Origin of the sequence: Streptomyces sp. NPDC093225 (assembly GCF_044753805.1) — a bacterium.
Classification (GTDB): domain Bacteria; phylum Actinomycetota; class Actinomycetes; order Streptomycetales; family Streptomycetaceae; genus Streptomyces.
On sequence record NZ_JBIVNX010000001.1, the window covers coordinates 250755 to 272337 of the forward strand.

General features: G+C 72.8%; 18 protein-coding genes. 10 read left to right on the forward strand and 8 right to left on the reverse strand.

Going from position 1 to position 21583, the window contains the following annotated elements; translation table 11 throughout:
- Positions 1-77: 77 nt before the first annotated feature.
- Positions 78-1115 (reverse strand): ACP S-malonyltransferase, encoded by a 1038-nt coding sequence (locus ACIQCH_RS00545; protein WP_402576374.1) that lies wholly within the window; start codon positions 1113-1115, stop codon positions 78-80.
- 692 nt (positions 1116-1807) lie between these two features.
- Between ACIQCH_RS00545 and ACIQCH_RS00550 the strand changes: the two genes are divergently transcribed.
- Together ACIQCH_RS00550 and ACIQCH_RS00555 are read left to right on the forward strand one after the other, a co-directional pair.
- Positions 1808-2458: a thioesterase II family protein gene (locus ACIQCH_RS00550; protein ID WP_402576376.1), complete on the forward strand. Its 651-nt coding sequence runs from the start codon at positions 1808-1810 to the stop codon at positions 2456-2458.
- Positions 2459-2538: 80 nt separating this feature from the next.
- Complete coding sequence (locus ACIQCH_RS00555) at positions 2539-3948, forward strand: class I adenylate-forming enzyme family protein (RefSeq protein WP_402576378.1); 1410 nt, start codon at positions 2539-2541, stop codon at positions 3946-3948.
- A gap of 139 nt (positions 3949-4087) precedes the next feature.
- Here the strand turns inward: ACIQCH_RS00555 and ACIQCH_RS00560 are convergent, their stop codons facing one another.
- The 4 genes from ACIQCH_RS00560 to ACIQCH_RS00575 all read right to left on the reverse strand — a co-directional run bounded on the left by ACIQCH_RS00560 (position 4088) and on the right by ACIQCH_RS00575 (position 10466).
- Positions 4088-5749: a flavin monoamine oxidase family protein gene (locus tag ACIQCH_RS00560; RefSeq protein ID WP_402576379.1), complete on the reverse strand. Its 1662-nt coding sequence runs from the start codon at positions 5747-5749 to the stop codon at positions 4088-4090.
- A 178-nt stretch (positions 5750-5927) separates the two neighbouring features.
- Positions 5928-6677: a 4'-phosphopantetheinyl transferase gene (locus ACIQCH_RS00565; RefSeq protein ID WP_402576381.1), complete on the reverse strand. Its 750-nt coding sequence runs from the start codon at positions 6675-6677 to the stop codon at positions 5928-5930.
- Positions 6674-7636, reverse strand: a complete 963-nt coding sequence (locus ACIQCH_RS00570; RefSeq protein WP_402576383.1) for a metallophosphoesterase family protein — start codon at positions 7634-7636, stop codon at positions 6674-6676. Before ACIQCH_RS00570 ends, ACIQCH_RS00565 begins: the two co-directional genes overlap by 4 nt.
- Positions 7617-10466 (reverse strand): AAA family ATPase, encoded by a 2850-nt coding sequence (locus ACIQCH_RS00575; protein ID WP_402576385.1) that lies wholly within the window; start codon positions 10464-10466, stop codon positions 7617-7619. Before ACIQCH_RS00575 ends, ACIQCH_RS00570 begins: the two co-directional genes overlap by 20 nt.
- Positions 10467-11177: 711 nt before the next feature.
- Between ACIQCH_RS00575 and speB the strand changes: the two genes are divergently transcribed.
- From speB to ACIQCH_RS00600, 5 genes are all read left to right on the forward strand, one after another.
- A complete protein-coding gene (speB, locus tag ACIQCH_RS00580; RefSeq protein WP_402576387.1) occupies positions 11178-12167 on the forward strand; it encodes an agmatinase in 990 nt (329 codons plus the stop codon).
- Positions 12168-12241: 74 nt separating this feature from the next.
- Positions 12242-13036 (forward strand): VOC family protein, encoded by a 795-nt coding sequence (locus ACIQCH_RS00585; protein ID WP_402576885.1) that lies wholly within the window; start codon positions 12242-12244, stop codon positions 13034-13036.
- Between the two features lie 227 nt (positions 13037-13263).
- The gene (locus ACIQCH_RS00590; RefSeq protein WP_402576389.1) at positions 13264-13536 is read left to right on the forward strand and encodes a hypothetical protein; all 273 of its coding nucleotides are present in this window, start codon (positions 13264-13266) and stop codon (positions 13534-13536) included.
- A gap of 16 nt (positions 13537-13552) precedes the next feature.
- Positions 13553-13840, forward strand: coding sequence for a hypothetical protein (locus tag ACIQCH_RS00595; RefSeq protein ID WP_402576391.1), 288 nt, complete (start codon positions 13553-13555; stop codon positions 13838-13840).
- 488 nt (positions 13841-14328) lie between these two features.
- Complete coding sequence (locus tag ACIQCH_RS00600) at positions 14329-14532, forward strand: CsbD family protein (protein WP_402576393.1); 204 nt, start codon at positions 14329-14331, stop codon at positions 14530-14532.
- A 139-nt stretch (positions 14533-14671) separates the two neighbouring features.
- Here the strand turns inward: ACIQCH_RS00600 and ACIQCH_RS00605 are convergent, their stop codons facing one another.
- The gene (locus ACIQCH_RS00605; protein ID WP_402576395.1) at positions 14672-14995 is read right to left on the reverse strand and encodes a hypothetical protein; all 324 of its coding nucleotides are present in this window, start codon (positions 14993-14995) and stop codon (positions 14672-14674) included.
- Positions 14996-15987: 992 nt separating this feature from the next.
- Here ACIQCH_RS00605 and ACIQCH_RS00610 point away from each other — a divergent pair.
- The 3 genes from ACIQCH_RS00610 (at position 15988) to ACIQCH_RS00620 (ending at position 19185) form a co-directional block, all read left to right on the forward strand.
- Positions 15988-17166 carry a zinc-dependent alcohol dehydrogenase gene (locus ACIQCH_RS00610; protein WP_402576396.1) on the forward strand — a complete coding sequence of 393 codons (1179 nt, stop codon included), beginning with the start codon at positions 15988-15990 and terminating at the stop codon, positions 17164-17166.
- 917 nt (positions 17167-18083) lie between these two features.
- Positions 18084-18359 (forward strand): hypothetical protein, encoded by a 276-nt coding sequence (locus ACIQCH_RS00615; protein ID WP_402576397.1) that lies wholly within the window; start codon positions 18084-18086, stop codon positions 18357-18359.
- A gap of 388 nt (positions 18360-18747) precedes the next feature.
- A complete protein-coding gene (locus ACIQCH_RS00620; protein ID WP_402576398.1) occupies positions 18748-19185 on the forward strand; it encodes an acyl-CoA thioesterase in 438 nt (145 codons plus the stop codon).
- A 58-nt stretch (positions 19186-19243) separates the two neighbouring features.
- On the opposite strand, the gene ACIQCH_RS00625 is transcribed toward ACIQCH_RS00620, so the two are convergent.
- Both ACIQCH_RS00625 and ACIQCH_RS00630 read right to left on the reverse strand, forming a co-directional pair.
- Entirely contained in the window at positions 19244-19600 is a 357-nt protein-coding gene (locus ACIQCH_RS00625) for an STAS domain-containing protein (RefSeq protein WP_402576887.1), read from the reverse strand.
- Between the two features lie 471 nt (positions 19601-20071).
- Positions 20072-21373: a hypothetical protein gene (locus ACIQCH_RS00630; protein WP_402576400.1), complete on the reverse strand. Its 1302-nt coding sequence runs from the start codon at positions 21371-21373 to the stop codon at positions 20072-20074.
- Positions 21374-21583: the final 210 nt, after the last annotated feature.

A 21583-nucleotide genomic window follows, 5' to 3' on the forward strand; every position in this document is an offset into this window, starting at 1 on the left:
CCACCCGGGAAGGGTGGGGGCCCGGCCCGTCCGGTCGGACGCGACGGCGTCCGACCGGGCGTACGGCGGACGGCGGGTCAGGCGCCGCGACTGCCCCGGGCCGCCCGGGACCGGTCCCGCGCGCGCTGCCGCTCCCGCTCGCGGTCCCGCTTCTTCGGCAGGCCCACGGCGACGACCTCGAACGCGTCCTTGGTGACGTCCAGCCGGTGGAAGAGGTTGTCGGGACCGGTGACGTACAGGGTGCCCACCCCCAGCGCCCGCAGCGAGTCCACCATCCTCGGCCAGTGGATCGGCCGGTCGAAGGTGTCCAGCATCATCGTGCGGATCCCGGCGGCGTCCCGGACGACCGAGCCGTCGTGGTCGACGACCACGGGCAGCGACGGATCGGCGAACGCGTAGGCGGGGAAGACCTCTTCCTCCGCCTTGCGGCGCAGCGCCGAGAAGGCCGCCGCGTGCACGGGCGGCCGCATCGAGTACATGGAGTAGCCGCCCGCCGCGCTGATGTCGGCCTTCAGGCCGTCGAGGTCCCGCTCCCGCACGGAGAGCATGTGGAACCGGGTGTCCAGGCGGCCCGAGCGGTCGTACCAGGCGCCGCGGTCGTCGAACCCGGCGAGGATCTCGTCCAGCGCGTCCTGCGGGGTGCGGACGAAGCAGTGCGTGACCACGTCCTCGTAGGCGCCCGCGAAGTACTCCTCCTCGCACGCGGCCAGTTCGGCGGTCAGCCGCACCACCTCGGGGAAGGACAGCGACCCGACGAAGGCGGCGGTCGCCTTCTGGCCGAAGCTGGGCCCCGCGCACACGTCGGGGGTGACGCCGAGGACGTCCACCGCCCGGTCGGCCAGCGCCATCGAATTCACCAGGAAAGCGATCTGGAAATCGACCGAGTAGTCCTCGGCGGCGTCGCGGAACCGGTCGAAGACCGAATAGCCGAGCACCTCGTCGGCCTCCGCGAGGCGGGCCCGCGCATAGGGGTCGAGGAGGAGGAATTTCCCGACCTCGGCGAAGGAGGCCGGACCCATGCCGGGGAACACGATCGCGGTTCCGGAGCGGGAGGGGGAGGAATCCGCGGCGTTCTGTGCGGGGGTTTCTGCGGGGGCCTCGGCGGAACGGGTCATGGTCCGTGAATACCTTTGCTTTCGGGACGGTGGACATGGGGAAAGGCCCCGTGTCCGGTCCGGCGCGGAGTGCACCGGTCCGGACGCGGGGCCGGAAAGGCAAGGGCGGCGGGGTCAGTCCCGAGCCTCGCCCTGACGGACCGGGACCACGACGGCCGAATCCACGGGTCGTTCGGATTCCATTCTTGCCTGCGAATCACGCATGCGGCGACGACGGCCGTCCGGCGGTCCGTGCGGAAAGCTCCGCAGGGCCGGTCGCGCGTCGGGCGCCGACTGAAGGGGACACGGAAATGATCTGCGTCATGTCTAGCATGCGCGGACCCGCGCCGGACCGGGCCGGCCATGCCCCTAGGGGGAATGGGAAAACGCTTAGGGGGACGTAGGGGTGATCCCGTATTACCGCCGCGAAATATGCTCACAGCATCGCCGTGTGACCGCGCCGGACCCCTCCGACCGCCTCACCGTTCCGCGAGGAGACCCCCGTGAACGCACACGACCTCCCGGGGGGATCCGGCACCCGTCTGCGCCCCCGCCCACCGGCCCGGCCCGCCTCCCGCGGGCACGGCCCCGGGCAGCGGGCCGCGGCCCGCGGCACGGCACGGATCCGACCAAGAGGCGCCTTCCGCACGGGAGGAGCCGACCGCACGCCCGGCCACGAGCCGGGCACCGTCCGAGGCGGAGTTCCAGGGAGCATGACCCATGCGCACAGCCGGCCCACCGGCGGGGGCGACACCCCCGCCGAGGTGAGCCTGATCCAGGTCCGGCAGCCCGCGCTCCCGAGCAGCTACCGCATGATCTGCTTCCCCAGCTCGCAGAACTCCCCGCTGTGCTACCTCGCCATGGCGGACCTGCTGCTGCCCACGGTGGAGCTGCTCATCGTGCAGTACCCCGCCGTCCACGCGGCCGAGGACCCGGACCCGGACCCGGACACGGGCGCCCTGCTCGCCGACCAGGTCTTCGAGTCCGTACGGGGCTGGTCCGACCGGCCGTTCGCCCTGTTCGGGCACCGCTTCGGCGCCGACCTCGCCTACTCGGTGAGCCGCCGGTTCGAGCGGGAGACCTACGCCGCACCGCTGACCCTCTTCGTCTCCGGGCGCAACGCCCCCGGCCCCCGGCGCAGTCTCGGCCCGCCCGACCTCAACTGCCGTGTCGTCGCGCTGACGGCCGACCACGACCCGAGCGTCACCCTGCCCGGGGTCCGCGCCTGGCGCCGGGCCACCTCCGGCGGGTTCGACCTGGAGGTCTTCCCCGGCGCCCAGGGATACCTGCGGTCGTACCGGCGGGAGGTCGTCAACATCGTCCACGACCAGCTGATCTCGCTCGGCGAGCCCGACCCCGACTGAGGCGCCCCCGACCCACCGCCGGCCGGCGCACGTACGGCGCCGGCCGTGCCACGTCCCACAGGAAGGACATTGTGCGACCGATGAACGCGAAGATACTGGCACCCGACTCCGTACGGACCGTCGAGGACTTCGAACAGGACGCCCTGCGCGTGGCCGAGGCCATCCGTGAACGGGGCGTCGGCCTCGGCACCCGCGTGATGCTCAAGGCCGGCAACTCGGCCAACTACGTGTGCGTGCTCTACGCACTGATGCACGTCGGGGCCTCCATCGTCCTCGTCGACCAGCAGGAGCACCGTGAGGAGACGCGCCGCATCGCGGTCCGCACCGGCGTGAAGGTCACGTTCGTCGACGACGACACGCCCGTCTACGCCGACGCCGACCCCGTGCACCTCTACGAGCTGATGGTCGCCGTCACCGACCACGAACCGACCGCGCCCGCCCTGGACTTCACCGCCTGGGGCGAGCTGACCGACGGCCTCATCATGTGGACCTCCGGCTCCACCGGGTCCCCCAAGGGCGTGGTGAAGTCCGGAGCGTCGTTCCTGCGCAACCTGCGGCGCAACGCCGACCAGGTCGGGCACCGGTCCGACGACGTGCTGATGCCGCTGCTGCCCTTCGCCCACCAGTACGGCCTGTCGATGGTGCTCATCGCCTGGCTCACCCGCTGCTCCCTCGTGATCGCCCCCTACCGCCGGCTCGACCGCGCCCTGCGCATGGCCCGCGACGCGGGCGTCACCGTCATCGACGCCACCCCCTCCAGCTACCGCAGCGTCCTCGGGCTGATCGCCCGCAAGCCGGCGCTCCGGGACCACCTGGCCGCCACCCGCATGTTCTGCGTCGGCGCCGCCCCGCTCGACGCCCCGCTGGTCGAGCGGTACGTGGCGGAGTTCGGACTGCCCCTGCTCGACAGCTACGGCTCCACCGAGCTCGGCAACATCGCGTTCGCCACCCTCGACAACCCGGTCGCCACCGGCCGGCCCATGGAGGACATCCGGCTGCGGATCGTCGACGAGGACGGCCGCGAGCTCTCCGCGGGCGAGACCGGCGAGATCCAGGTCGACACCCCGGACGCCCTGCTCGGCCAGGTCGCCGAGGACGGCACCATCGTGCCGGCGCACGCGACCGGCTGGCAGGCCACCGGCGACCTCGGGCACCTCGACGCCGAGGGCAACCTGCACGTCCTGGGACGCAAGTTCGCCGTCCACCGCATGGGGTACACCCTCTACCCCGAGCTCATCGAGCGGAAGGTGGCCGGCCACGGCTGCGCCACCCGCATCGTGCCGGTGCCCGACGAACTGCGCGGCTCCCAGCTGGTGTTCTTCGTCGAGGACGAGGAGATGCGGGACGCCGGCCACTGGCGGGAGCGGCTCTGCGAGCTGCTGCCCGCCTTCGAGCAGCCCAACAAGGTGGTGGTGCTGGAGCAGTTCCCGCTCAACCGCAACGGCAAGCCCGACAAGAAGGCCCTCGCCGTGCTCGCCGCCGGGTCCTGAGGACCGGGGCCGCACGCCGAGGACGCCCCCGCCCGGCGGCGGGGGCGTCCTCGTGCCCGGCGGCGCGGCAGGGGCCGTCCCCCGCAGGGCCGTACCCCTCCCCGTACTCCTTTCCCGTGCCCCTCCGGGCCGCACACCCTCAGCCCTCGTAGGGCAGCTCGACCGGCGCCAGCGAGTCGAAGAGGTCCCCGGGACCCGGGTTGTCCGGGTGCGTCGCCCCGCCGAGGAGGTCCACGACGCCCCAGACGGCGTTCAGCGCCGTGGTGACGGCGCCCTCCGCGAACCCGCCCGTCCACGACACGTCGTCGCCGCACAGGAAGAACCCGCGCTCGACGTCCGGCAGCCCGCGCTGCATGAACTGCGTGAACAGCCGGCGCTGGTAGCGGTAGTGGCCCGGCAGGTTCGCCTTGAACGCGCCCATGAAGTGCGGCTCGTTCTCCCACGTGATGGTGAGGGGACCGCCGACGACGTGCGACCGGACGTCCAGCCCCGGGTAGATCCCGGCGAGCTTGCCCAGCAGGACGTCGAGCCGCTCGTCGGGGCTCAGCGTCGCCATCTTCAGCGAGTCGTCGTTCCACGTGTACGACAGGCACATCACCCCGGGCCGGTCCGGCCCGTCGTCGAACAGGTAGACCCCCCGCGGCATCCGGTCGGTGAGCGTCATGCTCATCACCGGCAGCCCCGTCGCCGGGTCCACGTCGTGCCAGAACGGCCGGTCCGTCAGCACGAACAGCTTGGACGAGCCCATGTAGTGGGTGCGCTCCACCGCCGTCCACAGCGGCGCGCTCAGCAGGGCGGGGTCCGCCTCCACCCGGTTCAGCAGCGTCCACACGTGCGGGGTGTACACCACCGCCGGATACCGCTCGCGCCGGCCCTCGGCGTCGGTGACGGTGAACCCCGCGCCGTCGCGGGCCACGGCCCGCACCCCCGGCCGGGGCGCCCCGCCGTGCAGGGAGGCCAGCGAGGTGCCCGCGGGCCAGTGCGCGCAGTCCCGCGGCCGGTGCTCCCACAGCCCGCGCGGCACCTGCTGGGAGCCGCCGTGGATGGCCACCTGGTGGTCGTCGGCCTCGGTGTAGACCACGCGCAGGATCTCCAGCAGCGAGTTGGGGAAGTCGGTGTCCCAGCCGCCGGTGCCGAAGCCCACCTGGCCGAAGACCTCCCGGTGCCGGAACGACCGGAACGCCGAGGCGGTGGCGAGGAAGCCGTGGAAGGACTGGTCGTCGAACTCGCGGACCAGCCGGTCCCAGACGTGCTTGATCGTCCCGATGTCGCGCCGCCGGACCGCGTCCCGCATCGTCGCCAGCTCCGCCCGCTCCTGCAGCGCCTTCTCCCAGGCCGCGGCCACCTCCTGGTACACGTCCGGGAGCTGCTCCGGCGTGCGCGCGGTGTGCCGTACGCCGCCCAGGTCGATCAGCGTGCTCGGGGTCGCCGGGGCCAGCGGGTTGGGGAACGGACCGGTACGCAGCCCGAGCAGGTCGATGTAGTGGAACAGCGCGCGGGCCGACAGCGGGAAGCGCATCGCGCCCATCTCCGCCACACAGCCGGAATCCCCGGGGAAGGGCACGGAGCGCATCCGCCCGCCCAGCTGGTCGGCCTCGTGGACGACCGGGCGCAGCCCCAGCCGCATCAGCTCGTACGCGGCGGTCAGGCCCGCCATGCCGCCCCCGACCACGGCCACCGGCGTCCCGGCCCGCCCGGCCGGCAGGGAGCCGAGGCCGGCCGGGTGGCGCAGCCAGCCGTCGTACGAGAACGGGAAGTCCGGCACGAGCATGGAGGTGCGGGCCGGGCTTGCTGATGTCATCTGAGTACCTCTCGCGCCGGTGCGACATCGCTTCCAGGGGAACCGGGGACGCGCCGGGCGCAGCCGGGAGCGCGGCATCGCAACAGGGCGGGGACGGCGGGAGAGCCACGCGCCGTACGCCGTGCACAGTCGGTCCGGTCCCCGCACGCTATGCAGCGGCCCGCGGACCGGACAACCCCTACCGACCCGGGACCCCGCCCGCCGGGGCGGCGCCGCCCGCGGAGCGCCGGGCGGGCACCGTGACCGCGGTGACGACCAGGCCGCGGTGCACGATCCAGCGCCCGGTGAGGGCCGACACCGGGTGCCCGTCGGGACCGGCCCCCGGCCGCGAGATGCGGGCGCGGAACGAACCGGTGCGCGCGCCGGCGGCCGGGCCGCCGCCCGCAGGGGCGCCGGGGCCGTCCTCGCGGAAGGCGATGACGGCGTCTTCGAAGTCCAGCTCGGTCCCCACCAGGGGGTACCAGGCCTTGTACACCGCCTCCTTCGCGCTGAAGAGCACCCGGTCCCGGTGCAGCGGCGCGGCCCCGGCGGGCGGGGTGCGCACCCAGGCGAGCTCCTGCGGCAGGGCCGTGGCCTCCAGCACGCCGCGGGGCAGCGGCCGGTGCGGCTCGGCGTCGATGCCGACCGCCATCAGGTCGCCGTCCCGCGCCAGGACCGCGGCCCGGTACCCGGCGCAGTGCGTCATGCTCCCCACCACGCCGGGCGGCCACCGGGGCGCGTTGCGCCTGCCGGGGAGGACGGGCGCCGGCGGCAGGCCGAGGGCCGCCAGCGCGCGCCGGGCACAGCCCCGTACGGTGGTGAACTCCTCCCGCCGCTCGTTGGGTGCGGCGGCGACCAGGGCCGCCTCCTCGGGGTAGAGGACCGCGGCGCCGTCCGGGCCGAACGCCTCGCTGGCCCGGGCCTCCTGCGGTACGACGTCCTCGATCACCGAGCTCCTCCGCCGTCGGTCGTGGCGGCCGTCCGCCGGGGCGGTGCGGCGGTGGCGGACGCACCGCCCCCGGGCGGGCCGGCGTACGGCAGGATCTGCCGCAGCAGGCCCCGGGGGTGGCCGCGGCGGCGCCACTCGCGCGGGTAGCCGATGGACACCTCCTCGAAGCGCACGCCGTCGTACCAGGTGGTCCGCGGGATGTGCAGGTGCCCGTAGACCACCGCGGCCGTGCGGAACCTGCGGTGCCAGTCGGCGGTGAGCACGGTGCCGCACCACTGGGCGAACTCCGGGCGCCACAGCACGTCCGTGGGTTCGCGCACCAGCGGGTAGTGGTTGACGAGGACCAGGGGCAGCGCCGGGTCGTGCGCCTCCAGCCGGGTCAGGGTGTGGGCGACCCGGGCCCGGCACCACGCGTCCCGGCCGGGGTACGGATCGGGGTGCAGCAGGTACTCGTCCGTGCAGACCACGCCCTCCTCGTGCGCCTTGGCCAGCGACTGCTCCTTGGTGGTGGTCCCCGGCGCGCGGAAGGTGTAGTCGTACCCCACGAACAGCGGCGCCACGGCGACGGGGCCGCCGGGCCCGCGCCACACCGGCCACGGGTCCTCCGGGGTGACCACGCCCAGCCCCCGGCACAGCTCCACCAGGTGGCGGTAGCGTTCCGCGCCCCGGGCCTGGACCGGGTCCTCGCGGGGAGTCCACAGCTCGTGGTTGCCGGGGGCCCACACCACGGTGCCGAACCGGTCGGCCAGCAGGCGCAGCGCCCAGGCGATGTCCTCGGTCAGCTCGCCGACGTCGCCGGCGACGAGCAGCCAGTCGTCCGGGTGGCCGGGGCGCAGCGACTCGAGCAGGGGCCGGTTGTCGGCCATGCCGATGTGCAGGTCGCTCACGGCGAGCAGCCGCGGTCCGGACGGGGCGGAGGCCCCGGCGGGGGAGCCGGGGTCAGGCAGTATGTGCGACAACGGAGTCCCAACTCACAGGCAGGTCTTGACGACGCGTGATGTTGATCTTGCGGTAGACGCGGGTCAGGTGCTGTTCCACCGTGCTCACCGTGATGAACAGCTTCGCGCTGATCTCGCGGTTCGTGTAGCCGTGCGCGGCCAGCGCCGCCACCCGCCGTTCGGCGTCCGTCAGCGAGGAGACCGCCTCCGGCGCCGACGGCTGGACGGGGCCCGGTTCGACCGCCTCCGCGGGGGCCGCCGGCTCGCCAGGCGGTACCTGGTCGGACTGGAGGCCCCGGGTCAGGTCGCGGGCTCCGCAGGCCTCGGCGATCCGCCACGCCCGGCGGGTGCAGCTCTTGCCCTGCGCCGCGTCACCGAGCTCCTCGTACGCCGCTCCCAGCTCCGTCAGCGCCCGGGCCAGTTCGTGCGAATCGCCCTCCCGCTGGAGCAGGGCCACCGCCTGCTCCAGCAGCGCGGGCCGCTCGGGCAGCGGCCGGGCGCCCGCGAGCACCCGCAGGGCCAGGCCCCGGACCCGGGGGCCGGCACCCGTGGCCAGCTGCTCCCTGGCCAGCCGCTCGGCCTGCCCGGGGTTGCCGAGGGCCAGGGCGGCCTCCGCGGCACCGACCCGCCAGGGCGCGAGTCCCTCCCTGTCCATGTTCCAGTCGCGCATCCGCTTCCCGCAGGCGGTGAAGTCCGTCAGCGCCGCGTGGTGCCGCCCGGTGGCGAGCCGGTGCCGTCCCCGCGCGTACAGGTAGTGGAGGCCGTAGCGGGTCAGCAGCAGCTGCTCCGGCACCGGGTGGTCCACCAGGGCGGCCACCGCCTCGTGGTCGCCCATGGCCGTCCGCGCCTCGATCAGCGCGGACAGCGGGAGACCGATGCCCACCCCCCAGCCGTGCGGCGGCAGGTGGTCCAGGGCCTCCTCCGCGAGCGTCCGGGCCCGGGCCAGTTCGCCGCGCCGCAGCGCCATGTGCGCCCGGATCGCCTGCATCACGGCCGTCCATCCGGGGGCCCCGCGCTCGGCGGCCTCCGCCAGCATCCGGTCCGTCCACGCCGTGGCCGCGCCCAGCCGCTCCGCGTACAGCAGGGCCAACAGGCAGGCCCGGACGGTGACGTGGGTCTCCTCGTCGAGACGGGTCCCCGCCAGGATCTGCTCGGCCTGCGCGGTGAACCGCGCGTCCGTGGCCGCCCGGTCCCGGCGGCCGGCCGGCGGGCCGGGCTCGGCCGCCGCGCCGGGCTCGGCCCCCGAGCCCAGCACGCCGTGGAGCGCCTCCAGACCTCCCGCCAGACCGTCCGCCGGACCGCCCGAGAGGGGCTCCGCGTGCGCGAACGCCGCCCGCAGCGCGGCGTCGTCCATCAGCGTGGGGTAGGTGGACGCCAGCATCAGCCGCACGCACCGCAGTTCGGCGGCCGAGGGCGCCTCGCCGGATCCGGGCGCCGCGTCGAGGGCGTACCGTACGGCGACCGCGGCGTCCTTGATCCAGCCGTTCCACAGCAGGTCGCCGACGAGCTGGAGGGATTCGCTGACCGGCAGCGTGCCCTGGGCCAACGCGGCCTGCAGCGGCGCGAGTTCGTGCAGCCAGGCGGACGGCTTGAGCCGCCAGATGAACTTGGCGGTGCTCGCCCGCAGGTGCAGCCGCTCCCGCTCGTCCCGCGAGCACTCCTCCGCGAGGCGCAGGCAGCGCACCGCGAACCCGACGTGCTGCGTGGCGAGCGCCGTGTGCGCCGCGGCGCTGAGCACCCCCGGCACCCAGTCCTCGTCGAGTCCACCGGGCCCGTGGCCCAACAGGTGCGCGGCGATGTCCATCGGCGCGGCTCCGGCCTCGTAGAGGAGCCGCGCCGCGCGTCTGCGCAGGTGCACCACGGTGTCGTCGGTCAGGGTCTCCAGCACTGCCGTCCGTACCGCGTCGTGCCGGAAGCGCTCGCCCCGGAGGATGCCCGTGGCCCCGAGCGCGTCCACCACCTGCCGCACGGTCGCCTCGTCGACCGTCACCAGCCGGCCCAGCAGCGGCCGGCGCCCGGCACTGCCCAGCAGTGCGATGCCCTGGGCGACCCGCAGTGCGTCGCCGCCCGCGCGGTGGATGCAGATCAGCGCGTTCTGCAGGAACTGCTCACCCGCGGGGAACGATCCCGGGTCCGTGTCCTGCTGCCCGGAGGCGTCGTCGAGGAGGCTGCGGACCAGCAGCGGGTTGCCGCCGGTGGCCGCGTGCAGGTCGGCGGCCCGGCAGTCGGTGCCGCCCGCCCGGTCGCTGCCCCCCGCCCGGGCGGTCAGCAGCCCGGCGATCCCGGGCGCACTCAGCGGGCCCAGGTCCAGGCGCAACGCCTCCACCTGTCCCAGGAGTTCCGCCAGGACGGGCGGGGGGACCGCGCCCGCGTCGGGTCCGTGGGTCGCCACCAGCGACAGGCGCACCCCGGCCGTTCGGGCCCGGCCCAGCGCGTACCGCAGGCAGTGCAGGGACTGGGGGTCGGCGTACTGCACGTCGTCGACGCCGATGAGCACGGGCCGGCGCGCGGCGAGCCCGGCGAGCCGGGCGTGGAACGCGACGAGCGTGTGCACGGGTACGAGGTCGCCGGCGCCGGTGGGCCCGTGGAGGGGGAGCGGACCGCCGGCGTCCCGGGTGTCGCGGAGCAGCTCCTCCACCACGCCGAACGGGATGTGACGCTCGGAAGCGGAGGTCACCGCGCTCAGGACCCGGACGCCCGAGTCGGCCGTCCGCTCCAGCACGCGGTGGAGCACGGACGTCTTGCCGGACGCCACCGGGCCGCCTATCAGGGCGATCCGGCCCTGCGGCCGGTCCGGGCCGGTCGCCCAGGAGGTCAGTTCGGTGATTTGCTCATCCCGCTCCACCAACATGGCTGCCTCCCCGATGAGATGCGAAACGGCGCACGCCGGTTCCGAGAACAGGGCGTGGCTATTCCTTCGAGTTCACGTGCCCGCAGGAAGAACGGCGCCCGAAGAGCGCATGGAAATGCAGTGCTCGCCGGTGGTCAAACGGCGGGCGGTTTCGTCCCGTTCGGCAGGTTGGAATGTACCGTACCAACCTTCTGACGGTGCTCCGCCTGCGTGTCTTTCCCATGAATGTAACGAAGCCCGCACCGCGTTCACCCCGTCGGAGAGGCGCCCGAATCGCCCGTTTGAGAAACCTCAAGAAAACCTCAAGAGGCGGGTGTTCGGGGTTTTGCCGCTCTAGGGGTGGCCGGGCCGAAAATAGGGGTCGGTGGCGGTGGAACGACCGTGCCGGCCGCTCGTTTAATGGCGGCGTGACGACGAACCTTGACGGGAAAGCGGCCGAGCCTCGGACCCCGCGTGAGCAGGCGCACCGCGGCCCCGGTGAGCGCGTGACCGGGGCGCAGCGCGCGAAGCGCGGGCCGACGCCGGGCGAGCGCATCGGGCCGTCGCTCGGCGCGCGTTCCTGCCGCGAAGCGGAGCAGCCGCGCCGGCACCGTGGCCGGGGCATCGGCCGCAGGCCCGCACGTCGTATACGACCGCGCCCGACGACCCCGCCGACCTGACCTCCCGCACGGCAACCCGCCGCAGCCACCCCCGGAAAGGCCCAGACGCACCATGACCACCCAGCCCAACGGCGTGGTACCGCCCCAGCCGCCGACCGAGACCGACCGCACGCTGCACTACGCCGGCCCGGCCACGTTCGGCCGCGTCCCGCGCCTCGACCAGGTGGAGAAGGCCGACATCGCGGTGGTCGGGATCCCGTTCGACGGCGGAGTCACCTACCGCCCCGGGGCCCGCTTCGGAGGCAACGCCATCCGGGAGGCGTCCCGGACCCTGCGCCCCTACAACCCGGCGCAGGACGTGTACCCGTACCACTTCAGCCAGGTGGCCGACGCCGGTGACATCAGCGCCAATCCCTTCGACGCGGCGGAGGCCGTGGAGACCATCGAGGCCGCGGCCGACGACCTGCTCGGCACCGGCGCGCGGCTGATGACGCTGGGCGGCGACCACACCGTCGCGCTCCCGCTGCTGCGGTCCGTCGCCAAGAAGCACGGACCGGTGGCGGTCCTGCACTTCGACGCCCACCTGGACACCTGGGACGACTACTTCGGCCAGCAGTACACGCACGGGATGCCCTTCCGGCGCGCCGTGGAGGAGGGCGTCGTCGACACCTCCGCCCTGTGCCACGTGGGGACCCGCGGTCCCATCTACGGCAAGCAGGACCTCGACGAGGACGCCAAGCTCGGCTTCGGCATCGTGACCTCGGCGGACGTCATGCGGCGCGGGGTGGACGAGATCGCCCAGCAGCTGCGTGAGCGGGTCGGCGACCGGCCCCTCTACATCTCCATCGACATCGACGTCCTCGACCCCGCCCACGCTCCCGGTACGGGGACGCCGGAAGCCGGCGGCATGACGTCCCGCGAGCTGCTGGAGATCCTGCGGGGCCTGGCCGACTGCCACCTCGTCTCCGCCGACGTCGTGGAGGTCGCGCCCGCCTACGACCACGCGAACATCACCTCGATCGCCGCGTCGCACGCCGCCTACGAGCTGATCACGATCATGTCGAAGCAGATCGCCCCGGTCCGCTGGGGCGTGGGGAACTAAGGGGCTGTTGCGGTACCCGGACCGCGGCGGGCAGGGTGATCGACGACCGTGTCGCCGTACCCCTGGAGGACCGCATGCTCGGTACCGACTTCCGTACCGGATCGCCCAACTGGCTCGACCTCGGCAGCCCGGACACCGCTGCGGCGGCCGCCTTCTACGGGGCGGTCTTCGGCTGGGCGTTCGTCCCGGCCGGACCCGGGGCCGGCGGGTACGGCTTCTTCCGGTTCGGCGGGAAGACCGTCGCCGCGCTCGGTCCGCTGGCGGAGGAGACCGCGCGCTCCGCGTGGACGGTGCACTTCCAGAGCCCCGACGCGGCGGCCACCGCCGAGGCCGTGCGCGCCGGGGGCGGGTCGGTGCGGACGGAGCCCGTGGACGTCATGGGCGAGGGCCGGCGCGGCCGGTTCACCGACCCGCAGGGCGCCCCGTTCGCGTGCCGGCAGCCCGGGAAGACCGGCGGGCTGGAGACCGCCACCACCGAGAACGCCCTGGAGTGGGTGGAGCTCCACGTACCCGACCCGGTCGCCGCGATCGGCTTCTACGCCGGACTGTTCGGCTGGCGGCATGCCGACGGCGAGATAGCGGGGACGGCGTACCGGGTGCTGAGCGTCGGCGAGGGCGACCAGGAAGAGGGTTCGTTCGGCGGCGTGGCACCGCAGCGCGAGGGCATGGGCGGCGCGACGTCGACGGTGCCGTGCTGGGTCCCGTACTTCCGGGTGCCGGACGTCGACGCCGCCGCCTCGGCGGTCGAGGGCAACGGCGGCGCGGTCCTGACCCCCGCCGCGGACGTACCCGAAGTCGGCCGGATGGCTTGGGTCTCCGACCCGGCCGGAGCGGTGTTCGCCCTGCTCACGTCGGTCCCGAGGACGTAACGGCACCGGCGGCCGGCCCGGCAGCGACCTTCGGCCGCCATCACGCTCGGCGCCGCCGACCGGAACCAGGCGCGAATCCCCGCGTGACGCCCCCGTATGGGCGCACCGAACCCGTCGGTCGGTGTGGCATATCGCACTCGTTCCAGGGATGAATCCCGGCCTCTTCAGCCCCTCTGAGCCCGACGCATTCCAGGCGTCGTCCCACCTTTCGAAATGAAAGGAATGTAGTGACCGCTCTCCTCTCTTCCCCTGCCGCTGTCCTGACCGGCGACGGGCGGCTCGACTTCTTCGCGACCGATTCCGTCGGTGCCGTCTGGCATATGCGGCAGAATGCTCCGCACGGCCCGTTCGGCCCCTGGGAATCCCTCGGTGGAGAGGTGCGTGATCCCTGCGCCATCCAGAATCAGGACGGTCGGATCGAGCTGTTCGCGATCGAAGCGGACACAGGGGCCGTGCTGAATGGGAGGCAAAGCGTCCCCGGCAGTGGTACGCGAAGGTGACCCGCTCGGAGGGAGCGTGAGCAGTCCGTTCGCGATCCAGAATCAAGACGACACGATCATGCTGCTCACGATCGGAGCAGGGGCTGACCGGGCCGTATGGTGCCGACGCCAGCAAGTGCCGAAGGGCGGATGCGGCGAATTGCGGTCACTCGGCGGAAATATCCGCACCGTGTTCGCCATCCACAACCAGGATCGACGGATTGAACTCTTGACTGTGGGTCTCGACGGAGTGATCCGGCATCGCTGGGAAACGGCTCCCAACGGCCCGTTCGCTGAATGCGACAAATTCGACTCGCCTTCATAGCGAGCGTCCGCTCGGAGCCCGGCAATGCTGACCGGATTCCCCGCCCCGCTGAGCGACCCGTTCATGGAACTCTCGAAACGACTGTTCCATAGACGGGCCGCCCGACGTGCCGGCCTTTCGGTAACTGCCGTCGCACCCACCCTCTCCGTCCATTTCCGGTCGTCGGTGGAGCACGAGAAGCTGTACCTCGGCCGCAACTACCCCGTTTTCGAGGAGGGGCTGGCGCAGGACCGCATCGCCGTAGCCGCAGGACGTCGAGAAGGACGGCGTCGAGATCCTCCACCGCGACCTCGGCGACATCGACCCCTGACCACCGTCGCACGCTGTGCGGGCGGGCCCCACCCCAGGACGGGCGGGCCCCACCCCAGGACGGGCGGGGCCCGCCCGACAGGTGCCTCGCCGTCGCTCCGGCCTCGACGCGCGAATCCTCCCGATCTCGCCTAGCTTGTGGAGCGACCAACCGTTCTTCGGAAAGGGAGTGTTTCCTCATGGCGGAGAAGGCCAAGGGAAAGATGGAGCAGGCCAAGGGCAAGGCCAAGGAAGTCGCGGGCAAGGCGACCGGCAGCGAGCGGATGCAGGCTGAGGGCAAGACGGACCAGCTCAAGGGCAAGGCCCGCGAGGCCGCCGGCAAGGCCGAGGAACAGGCCCGAGGCATCAAGGACTCCCTGGGCGACCGCCGCCAGGAACCCTGAACCGGCCACGACCGTTCGACGGTCCCTGACGGCGGGTCCCCGGCACGAGGTGCCGGGGACCCGCCGTTCGGGTCCGGGGTGCCGCCGCGCGTCCTGGGCGTGCGCCACCCGACGTGCTCGGACGGCCGCCCGGCACCGTTCACAGTTCCGGCTGGTGGTCAGGTTGGACGATCAGGAGCCAGTCGTCGCCGTGGGTCTCGACGGTGAAGCCCGCGCCGCGGAACGCCGCGGCCAGGGCCAGCCCGAAGGCGTGCCGCAGACCTGCCAGCTCGCCGAGGCCGCTCCGGTGGCGGCGAGGACGGCGCCGCAGCCGCGGGATGTCCTGAGGCACCCAGCCCACCGCGACCCCGCGGGCATGGCGCACCGTGTGGATCCCCTGCGCACCCGCGGACGGATCGCGGAAACCCGCCTCCTGCAGCACGCTGCGCACGGTGGCCAGGAACTGCTCCTCGTGATCGTTCACGGCAGACACGTGGGAACCCGCAATCGCCGTCGGTGGATGCACTTCCCCCTCGGGATCGGACCAGGCGCCTACCCCCGCTCCGCCGCCCCAATCACCCGGAACGGCCCCCTCGCGGTGCGATGGTTTGCCGGGTGCGGACTGGGCAATCGCGGTGTAGGTGCCGCTGGGGCTGGCGTTGATCTCTCCCCCCAGGATCCGCCGGGCCTCGCGGCACCGTCGTTTCCGCCCTGCTCCGCCCGATCACCAGGAGCGCACGGCTCCACGACGCGGTGACCGTAGCCGACCAGGCGCCTGCCACCGCGCCTGGCCGGAGACCGGCCAGGCACGGTGGCAGGAGATCGAAACGCCCCGCCGGACGACCTCGGCGGTGGTACCTCTGCGGAACCGTCAGTCGGGTGGCTCCTGCGGCGGCTGCGAAGGCTCGTGATCGGGTGCGGGCCGGCGGTCGGGCGGTGGTTCCCGGCGTGGCTGCGCCGGCCGTGGGTCGTGGGGGACCGGGTGGGGGCCGCGGGGCCGGGGAGCGGGGTTCGCCGGCTTGCCCTCGGTGCGGATGACTCGTGCCGTCGTGTCGGCCCTGACCTGCGACATCTGCTCACTCCTCGGGAAGGGTTTCGGGCAGGTGCAAGCGCACCGCGGTGCGGGAGCACGGCTTGGTGCGCCGCCGTCGATGGCGCGCCTGCCCGGTCTCCCCGACCCCATGCGTGCGACGTCTGCCGTCTCTTCGGTCGCGGACGGCCCGCTGCGGGACGGGGGCCGGATCGAGTACGCGCCGCCGAACCGGGCACACGGCAGGACATGGACGCAACGAATCCCTCTGCGGTCGTAACAGGCGCTTCGAGCGGAATCGGATACGAGCCGGCGCGGCAGCTGGCCGACCGCGGCCACGATCTCGTCACCAACCCCGAGGACGACGCCCGGCTCCAGCAGGCCGACCGGCAGAACCGAGGGGCGGGCACGCACGTGGGGGCCCCAGGGCACGAGGAAGGATCGCGATGAAGGCACTGACCTGGCACGGCACGGCCGACGTGCGCGTCGACACCGTCGCGGACCCGGTGATCGAGGACCCGACCGACGTGATCGTCAGGATCACGACCACCGGCCTGTGCGGCTCCGACCTGCACCTGTACCAGGTGTTCGGCCCGTTCCTCGAAGAAGGCGACGTCCTCGGGCACGAACCGATGGGCATCGTCGAGGAAACGGGACCGGAGGTCACCGCCGTGCGTCCCGGCGACCGCGTCGTGGTGCCGTTCAACATCTCCTGCGGCACCTGCTTCATGTGCGCACGGGGCCTGCACTCGCAGTGCGAGACCACCCAGGTCCACGAGCACGGCAAGGGGGCGGCCCTCTTCGGCTACACCAGACTCTACGGCCAAGTGCCCGGCGGACAGGCCGAGTACCTGCGGGTGCCGTTCGGCAACACCCTGCCCATCAAGGTCCCCGACGGCCCGGTCGACGACCGGTTCGTCTACCTCTCCGACGTGCTCCCGACGGCCTGGCAGGCCGTCCGGTACGCCGCCGTCCCCGCCGGCGGCAGCCTCGCCGTGATCGGCCTGGGCCCCATCGGCGACATGTGCACGCGCGTCGCCGCCCACCTCGGGGTGGACACGGTGATCGGCATCGACCTCGTACCGGAACGACGGGAGCGGGCGCGTCGGCACGGGGTCCACGTCTTCGACGTCCGACAGGACGACCTCGTGGCCGACGTCCGGGAGCTGACCGACGGCCGCGGCCCGGACAAGGTCATCGACGCCGTCGGCCTGGAAGCCCACGGCGCGCCCGTGGCGGCAGGCGCCCAGAAGGCCACCGATCTCCTGCCCGACGCCCTGGCAGCGGCACTGATGAAGCGGGTCGGCGTGGACCGCCTCTCGGCCCTGTACCTGGCCATCGAGCTGGTCCGTCGGGGCGGGACCATCTCCCTGTCCGGCGTGTACGGCGGGACGGCCGATCCCATCCCCCTGCTGACGCTGTTCGACAAGCAGGTCCAGCTGCGCATGGGCCAGGCCAACGTGCGGCGCTGGGTCGACGACCTGCTGCCCCTGGTCACCGACGGCGACCCCCTGGGCGTCGAGGACTTCGCCACCCACCGGCTCCCCCTCCTTCAGGCGCCCGAGGCCTACGCGATGTTCCAGAAGAAGCAGGACGGAGCGGTCAAGGTCCTGTTCACCCCCTGACAGACCTCCCGGGTCTCACCGCGCCCGTGACGGGCGCACGCGACGACAGGCCATCCAGGAAGGGATCACGCCGCTGCGGAGCCGGGTGGGGACCCGGCTGACGGGGATGCGCAGGTCCTGCTCCGGCATGTCCCTGTCGTGATCGCACGCGCCCGGCGGGATGACGGCCCGGTCGGCGTCCGCATCGCCCATCCGTGTGCACCGGCTGGTCCGACCTGTTGACACGACACGTGTGCCGCGGTGGGGGGAGGCGATCTGCCGCAGTGCCCCGGTGAGCATGACCGGCGGTGCTCGGGGCTCGCCCGGGCCGCTCGGAGCGTGCGGCCGGGCGAATCCTAGGCAAGGAGCAGTCGAAGGTGACTTCCGTGTACAGGTCGGCGTCGGGTCTGGGTCCACTTCCCCGGCGGACGGGTTGGATGGCCGGGGGAGCCGCTGCCGCGCTCGCCCTCGTACTGAGCTGCCCCGTCGGGCAGGCCGCGGCCGCGGCCCGGGCCCTGCCGCCTTCGTACGGTGGGCAGAGCGTCGTCCAGCAGGACCGGGACTGCGGGCGCGAGAGGCACGACCAGGACGCGGACGAGGGCCGCCTCGGTACAGCGGGCCGCGGCGGTGGCGACGGGGACGACCGGTGCCGGTCCCGCGGCGCCACGGGCGCGACCGGAGCCACGGGCCCGCAGGGAGCCGCCGGGCCCACGGGTCCGCAGGGCGACAGCGGCCCGACCGGACCGGCGGGGCCGACCGGATCGCCGGGACCGACCGGTCCGACCGGATCGGCGGGAGGAGCAGGAGCGACGGGACCCACCGGCCCGCAGGGTGCCACGGGCCCCACCGGACCGACGGGGTCTACAGGAGCCACGGGTGCCACAGGAGCCACGGGTGCCACCGGAGCCGGGGTCCGCGAACCCGCCTTCGACCAGTTCTTGCCGACCCAGATCGTGGGCGGGGCGATCCTCACCTGCGCGAGCACCTCGACGACCGCGACCAGCGCGACGTGTGGGGGCCCGAAGCTCGACACCCTCGACATCCGGCTCGCGGTCAGCGAGGCGTCGGCCATCTGCGCCGTCGTGACCCGCAACAACTTCAACACGGCGAGCGGGTCGGGATCGGCGAGCCCCCTCGCCATCTGGAACGGCACGACGTGGGAGCTCAGCTCGGTCGCGGACACGCCAATGACCAACATCGTCTGCAACCGCTGATCGATACCGGCCGGCCTCCGGCGGGCAGAGGCCGCCCGCCCGGGCGTGGACCCGACCGGTCCCTCGAGGTCATCTGTCATGCCGTCGGCAACAGGAACGGCCGCAGACCCGGAGGGGTCGCAGCCCGTCTACGCGGTCGGTGACCTGCCGTGATACCTGAGGGAACGGAGTTGAGTCCGGCACGGCGGCACGCTGTCCTCACTCGCCGAGGCCTGGTTCGGCACGACCTGAAGGAGAGGGGGCCTTGGGACGGTGCCCCCTCTCGAACGGCGCGGCCTTCACCGCAGCGTCTCACTCCCTGCGTGCGGTCGGGCACCGTGGCGGCACAGGCACTACTGTGCCGCCGGGGGCTGCGAGGGTCTCGTCCTTCGACATGGGAGTGAGTTGCGTGTCCGAACTGGAAGTGACGTACCGAGGGACCGTGTATCCCTGGCACTGCGATCACATGGGACACATGAACGTCATGTGGTACGTCGGGAAGTTCGACGAGGCCACCTGGCAGTTCTTCTCCGGCCTGGGACTGACGTCCGCATATCTGCGGGACAACGGGCGGGGCATGGTGGCGGTGGAGCAGAAGATCGCCTACAAGCGTGAAGTGCACGCCGGCGACGTCGTGTTGGTGCGATCCGTCCTCTTGGAAGTGAGGGACAAGGTCATCCGTTTCTGCCACCGCATGGAGAACGCCGCCACCGGTGAGCTGGTAGCCGTGACGGTGCTGACCGGAATCCACATCGACACGACCGTCAGGCACTCGTGCCCGATGCCGCCCGAGATCGTCTCGGCGGCACAGAAGGCGGTCGTACCCGGCTTCGAGCCGGGTATCTGACGCGCGCCGTCGGTGCACGCCGGGGTCGGCTGCGCGTGTGTTCGGTGGCTGCTGCTGGTCAGGGGGCGGGGCAGGGGCGGACGGTGAAGAGGTGGCGCGTGCCGGTGACGTCCAGGACGTGCTGTGCCTGGCGGGGCAGACCGGCCAGTTCCAGGGTTCCGCCTTCGGCGTGGGCGCGGTTGCGGAGGTCGAGGAGCATGTTCAGGCCGGAGGAGTCCATGAAGGTCACGGCCGCCATCTCCAGCGTGAGGGTCCGGCCGTGCAAGGGGACGGCGTCGGTGGTCCCCCTGATCTGCGTGCAGGAGTCGAAGTCGAGTTCCCCGGACACGGCTACCACCACCCGGTCGGGGCGGGTGGTGACGTCGGTCGTGATGGCGCCAGGCATGAGCTGGTCCGCCTTCTCGTCGGAGCCCATCACGGTCGGCTCCCACGAGGGGCGGAGGAGGCCGTCAAGCGCACGGCACCGAGCCGCGCACAGCCGAGCAAGACCCCCCGTACCGTCCACGGGCCACCCTGACGGTGACCGGCTGGCAGCGCGGGGTCTCCCACCAGACCAGGCTGGTCCCATCGCGTCTTCCCGGTACCGCCCGCGGTACGCCTTCCCCGTCGGGGCGACGGTGTGCACCCGGTGCCGGTGCCGCGACCGGCCGGACGACGCGGTGGAGGTCCGCCCGCCCCCCGAGGACGGCAGGCGCGCCCACCCGCCGCCCCCTGAGCAGGGGCCGCGCCGGCGCGTCGCCTCGTCACCCCCGGCGCAGGAAGCCCAACTGACGTACCGGGAACGGGAACCGGAGTGATCATGCCGACGTGAATGTCGGTGACGCCGCGGCACGACGTCGACGGCGTGCTCACCCTCTATGAGGCGGGCGTGAAGAGCACACCGCGGCTACCGCTTCGCGTCCTTGAGGAATTCCTCGATGGTGCGCTCGGCGGAGCGACTGGCGGTCACCATCCCGTACGGTTCCTGCTCCGCGTCGTCGAGGACCTCCTCGCCCTCCGGGTCCTTCGAGATGGACACCTTCAAGTAGGGGGAGGTGTCGCCTTCGGCGAAGTCGCTGTCCTTGCGCCACTTCGGGATGACCCACCACGCGGACGCGTAGTCCGTGGCGTGCGTCAGGTTCAGCATCTCGCTGCTGTGATAGACCTTCGAGTGGTAGCGGTAGAACTCGTCTCCCGGTTCCGCCAGCCAGCCGGGCGCGTCCCACACGTGCTTCTGCGCAGCGGACTCCGTGTCCCACGAGGCCTCGTAGTTCCGGGAGTAGTCGTTGCCGAGCTTGCCCCGGTCAGCTCTGACGAAGGACGCCGTGGCGGAGATCCCGACCCGCCCGAGCCCCGAGCGCAGGGGCACGTCCACCACCGTGTCCCCGGAAACGTCGTCCCCCGGGTCGAGGCGCGAGCCGGGATCGACGAACTTCCCGACACCCAGCATGCGCGAGGGCCCGTAGGTGACGTGCCTCAGCGTGCCTTCCCACTCCCACATGTCGCGCTTCCAGTCGGCCATCCCGCTGCCGTGCGGGTGGAGCGTGACGGGGTACCCCGTCACCGTCCACAGCGTCCCCACCACGTAGATGCGCACCGACCCGGAATTGCGGAACTCCACATGGGCCGGCAGATGCAGGAAGGCCCCGTCCGCGCTCACCGTCGGCTTGCCGAACGACACGGTGAACGGGATGTCCACCGGCGTCGAGTACGGCACGTACATCTGCGAGTAGCCCACCCCCGCCGCGCCGACCACACCCGTCACCACCACGCTCAGGGCGACGCTCCTGGGATGCGGGACCGAGGCCCACACCCCGAGGCGCGCCAAGGCCCACAGCGCCCAGGCCACCCACAGCAGCAGGCCGATCCACAGCCACAGGAACGGCGTGTACGTGCGCCCCTCGATCTGCGTGATCAAGAACATCAGGTCCGTGACCAGCACCGCACCGACCCCGACGAGCACTGCTGCGCCCGAGTACCGCACGGCCCGCCTGCCCCAGAGGTCGCACACCGCCACCACGGCGGCCAGCTCCACCAGCGCAGCCGCCACGAACACGACGCCCACCAGCCGGCCGCCGTACGCGAGCGCGTTGAACGCATCCGTCGTCCCCACGTGGAACAGCACCGCAGCCGACGCGAGCAGCCCCGACGCCACGAGGGCGCCGGTCGCCCGACCACGGGGCTCCCACATCGAGCGGAGCCTGGTCACGACGGGGAGGGACGACGCACGCACCGCCCCAGAGTGGCGGCCCCGGGCAGGGACGTCGCGCACCGACACACGTGGGACGAGCCAGCCCGCCCCGAAGCTCCGAGCACAGCGCTCTGCCCGGGGCGGGCCGGGTCACGAACGAGCTGGCCGACGTCGGCAGGCCAACCGGGACGGAAGCGTTCGACGAAGTCCGTGAGCCGGACGGCCTTC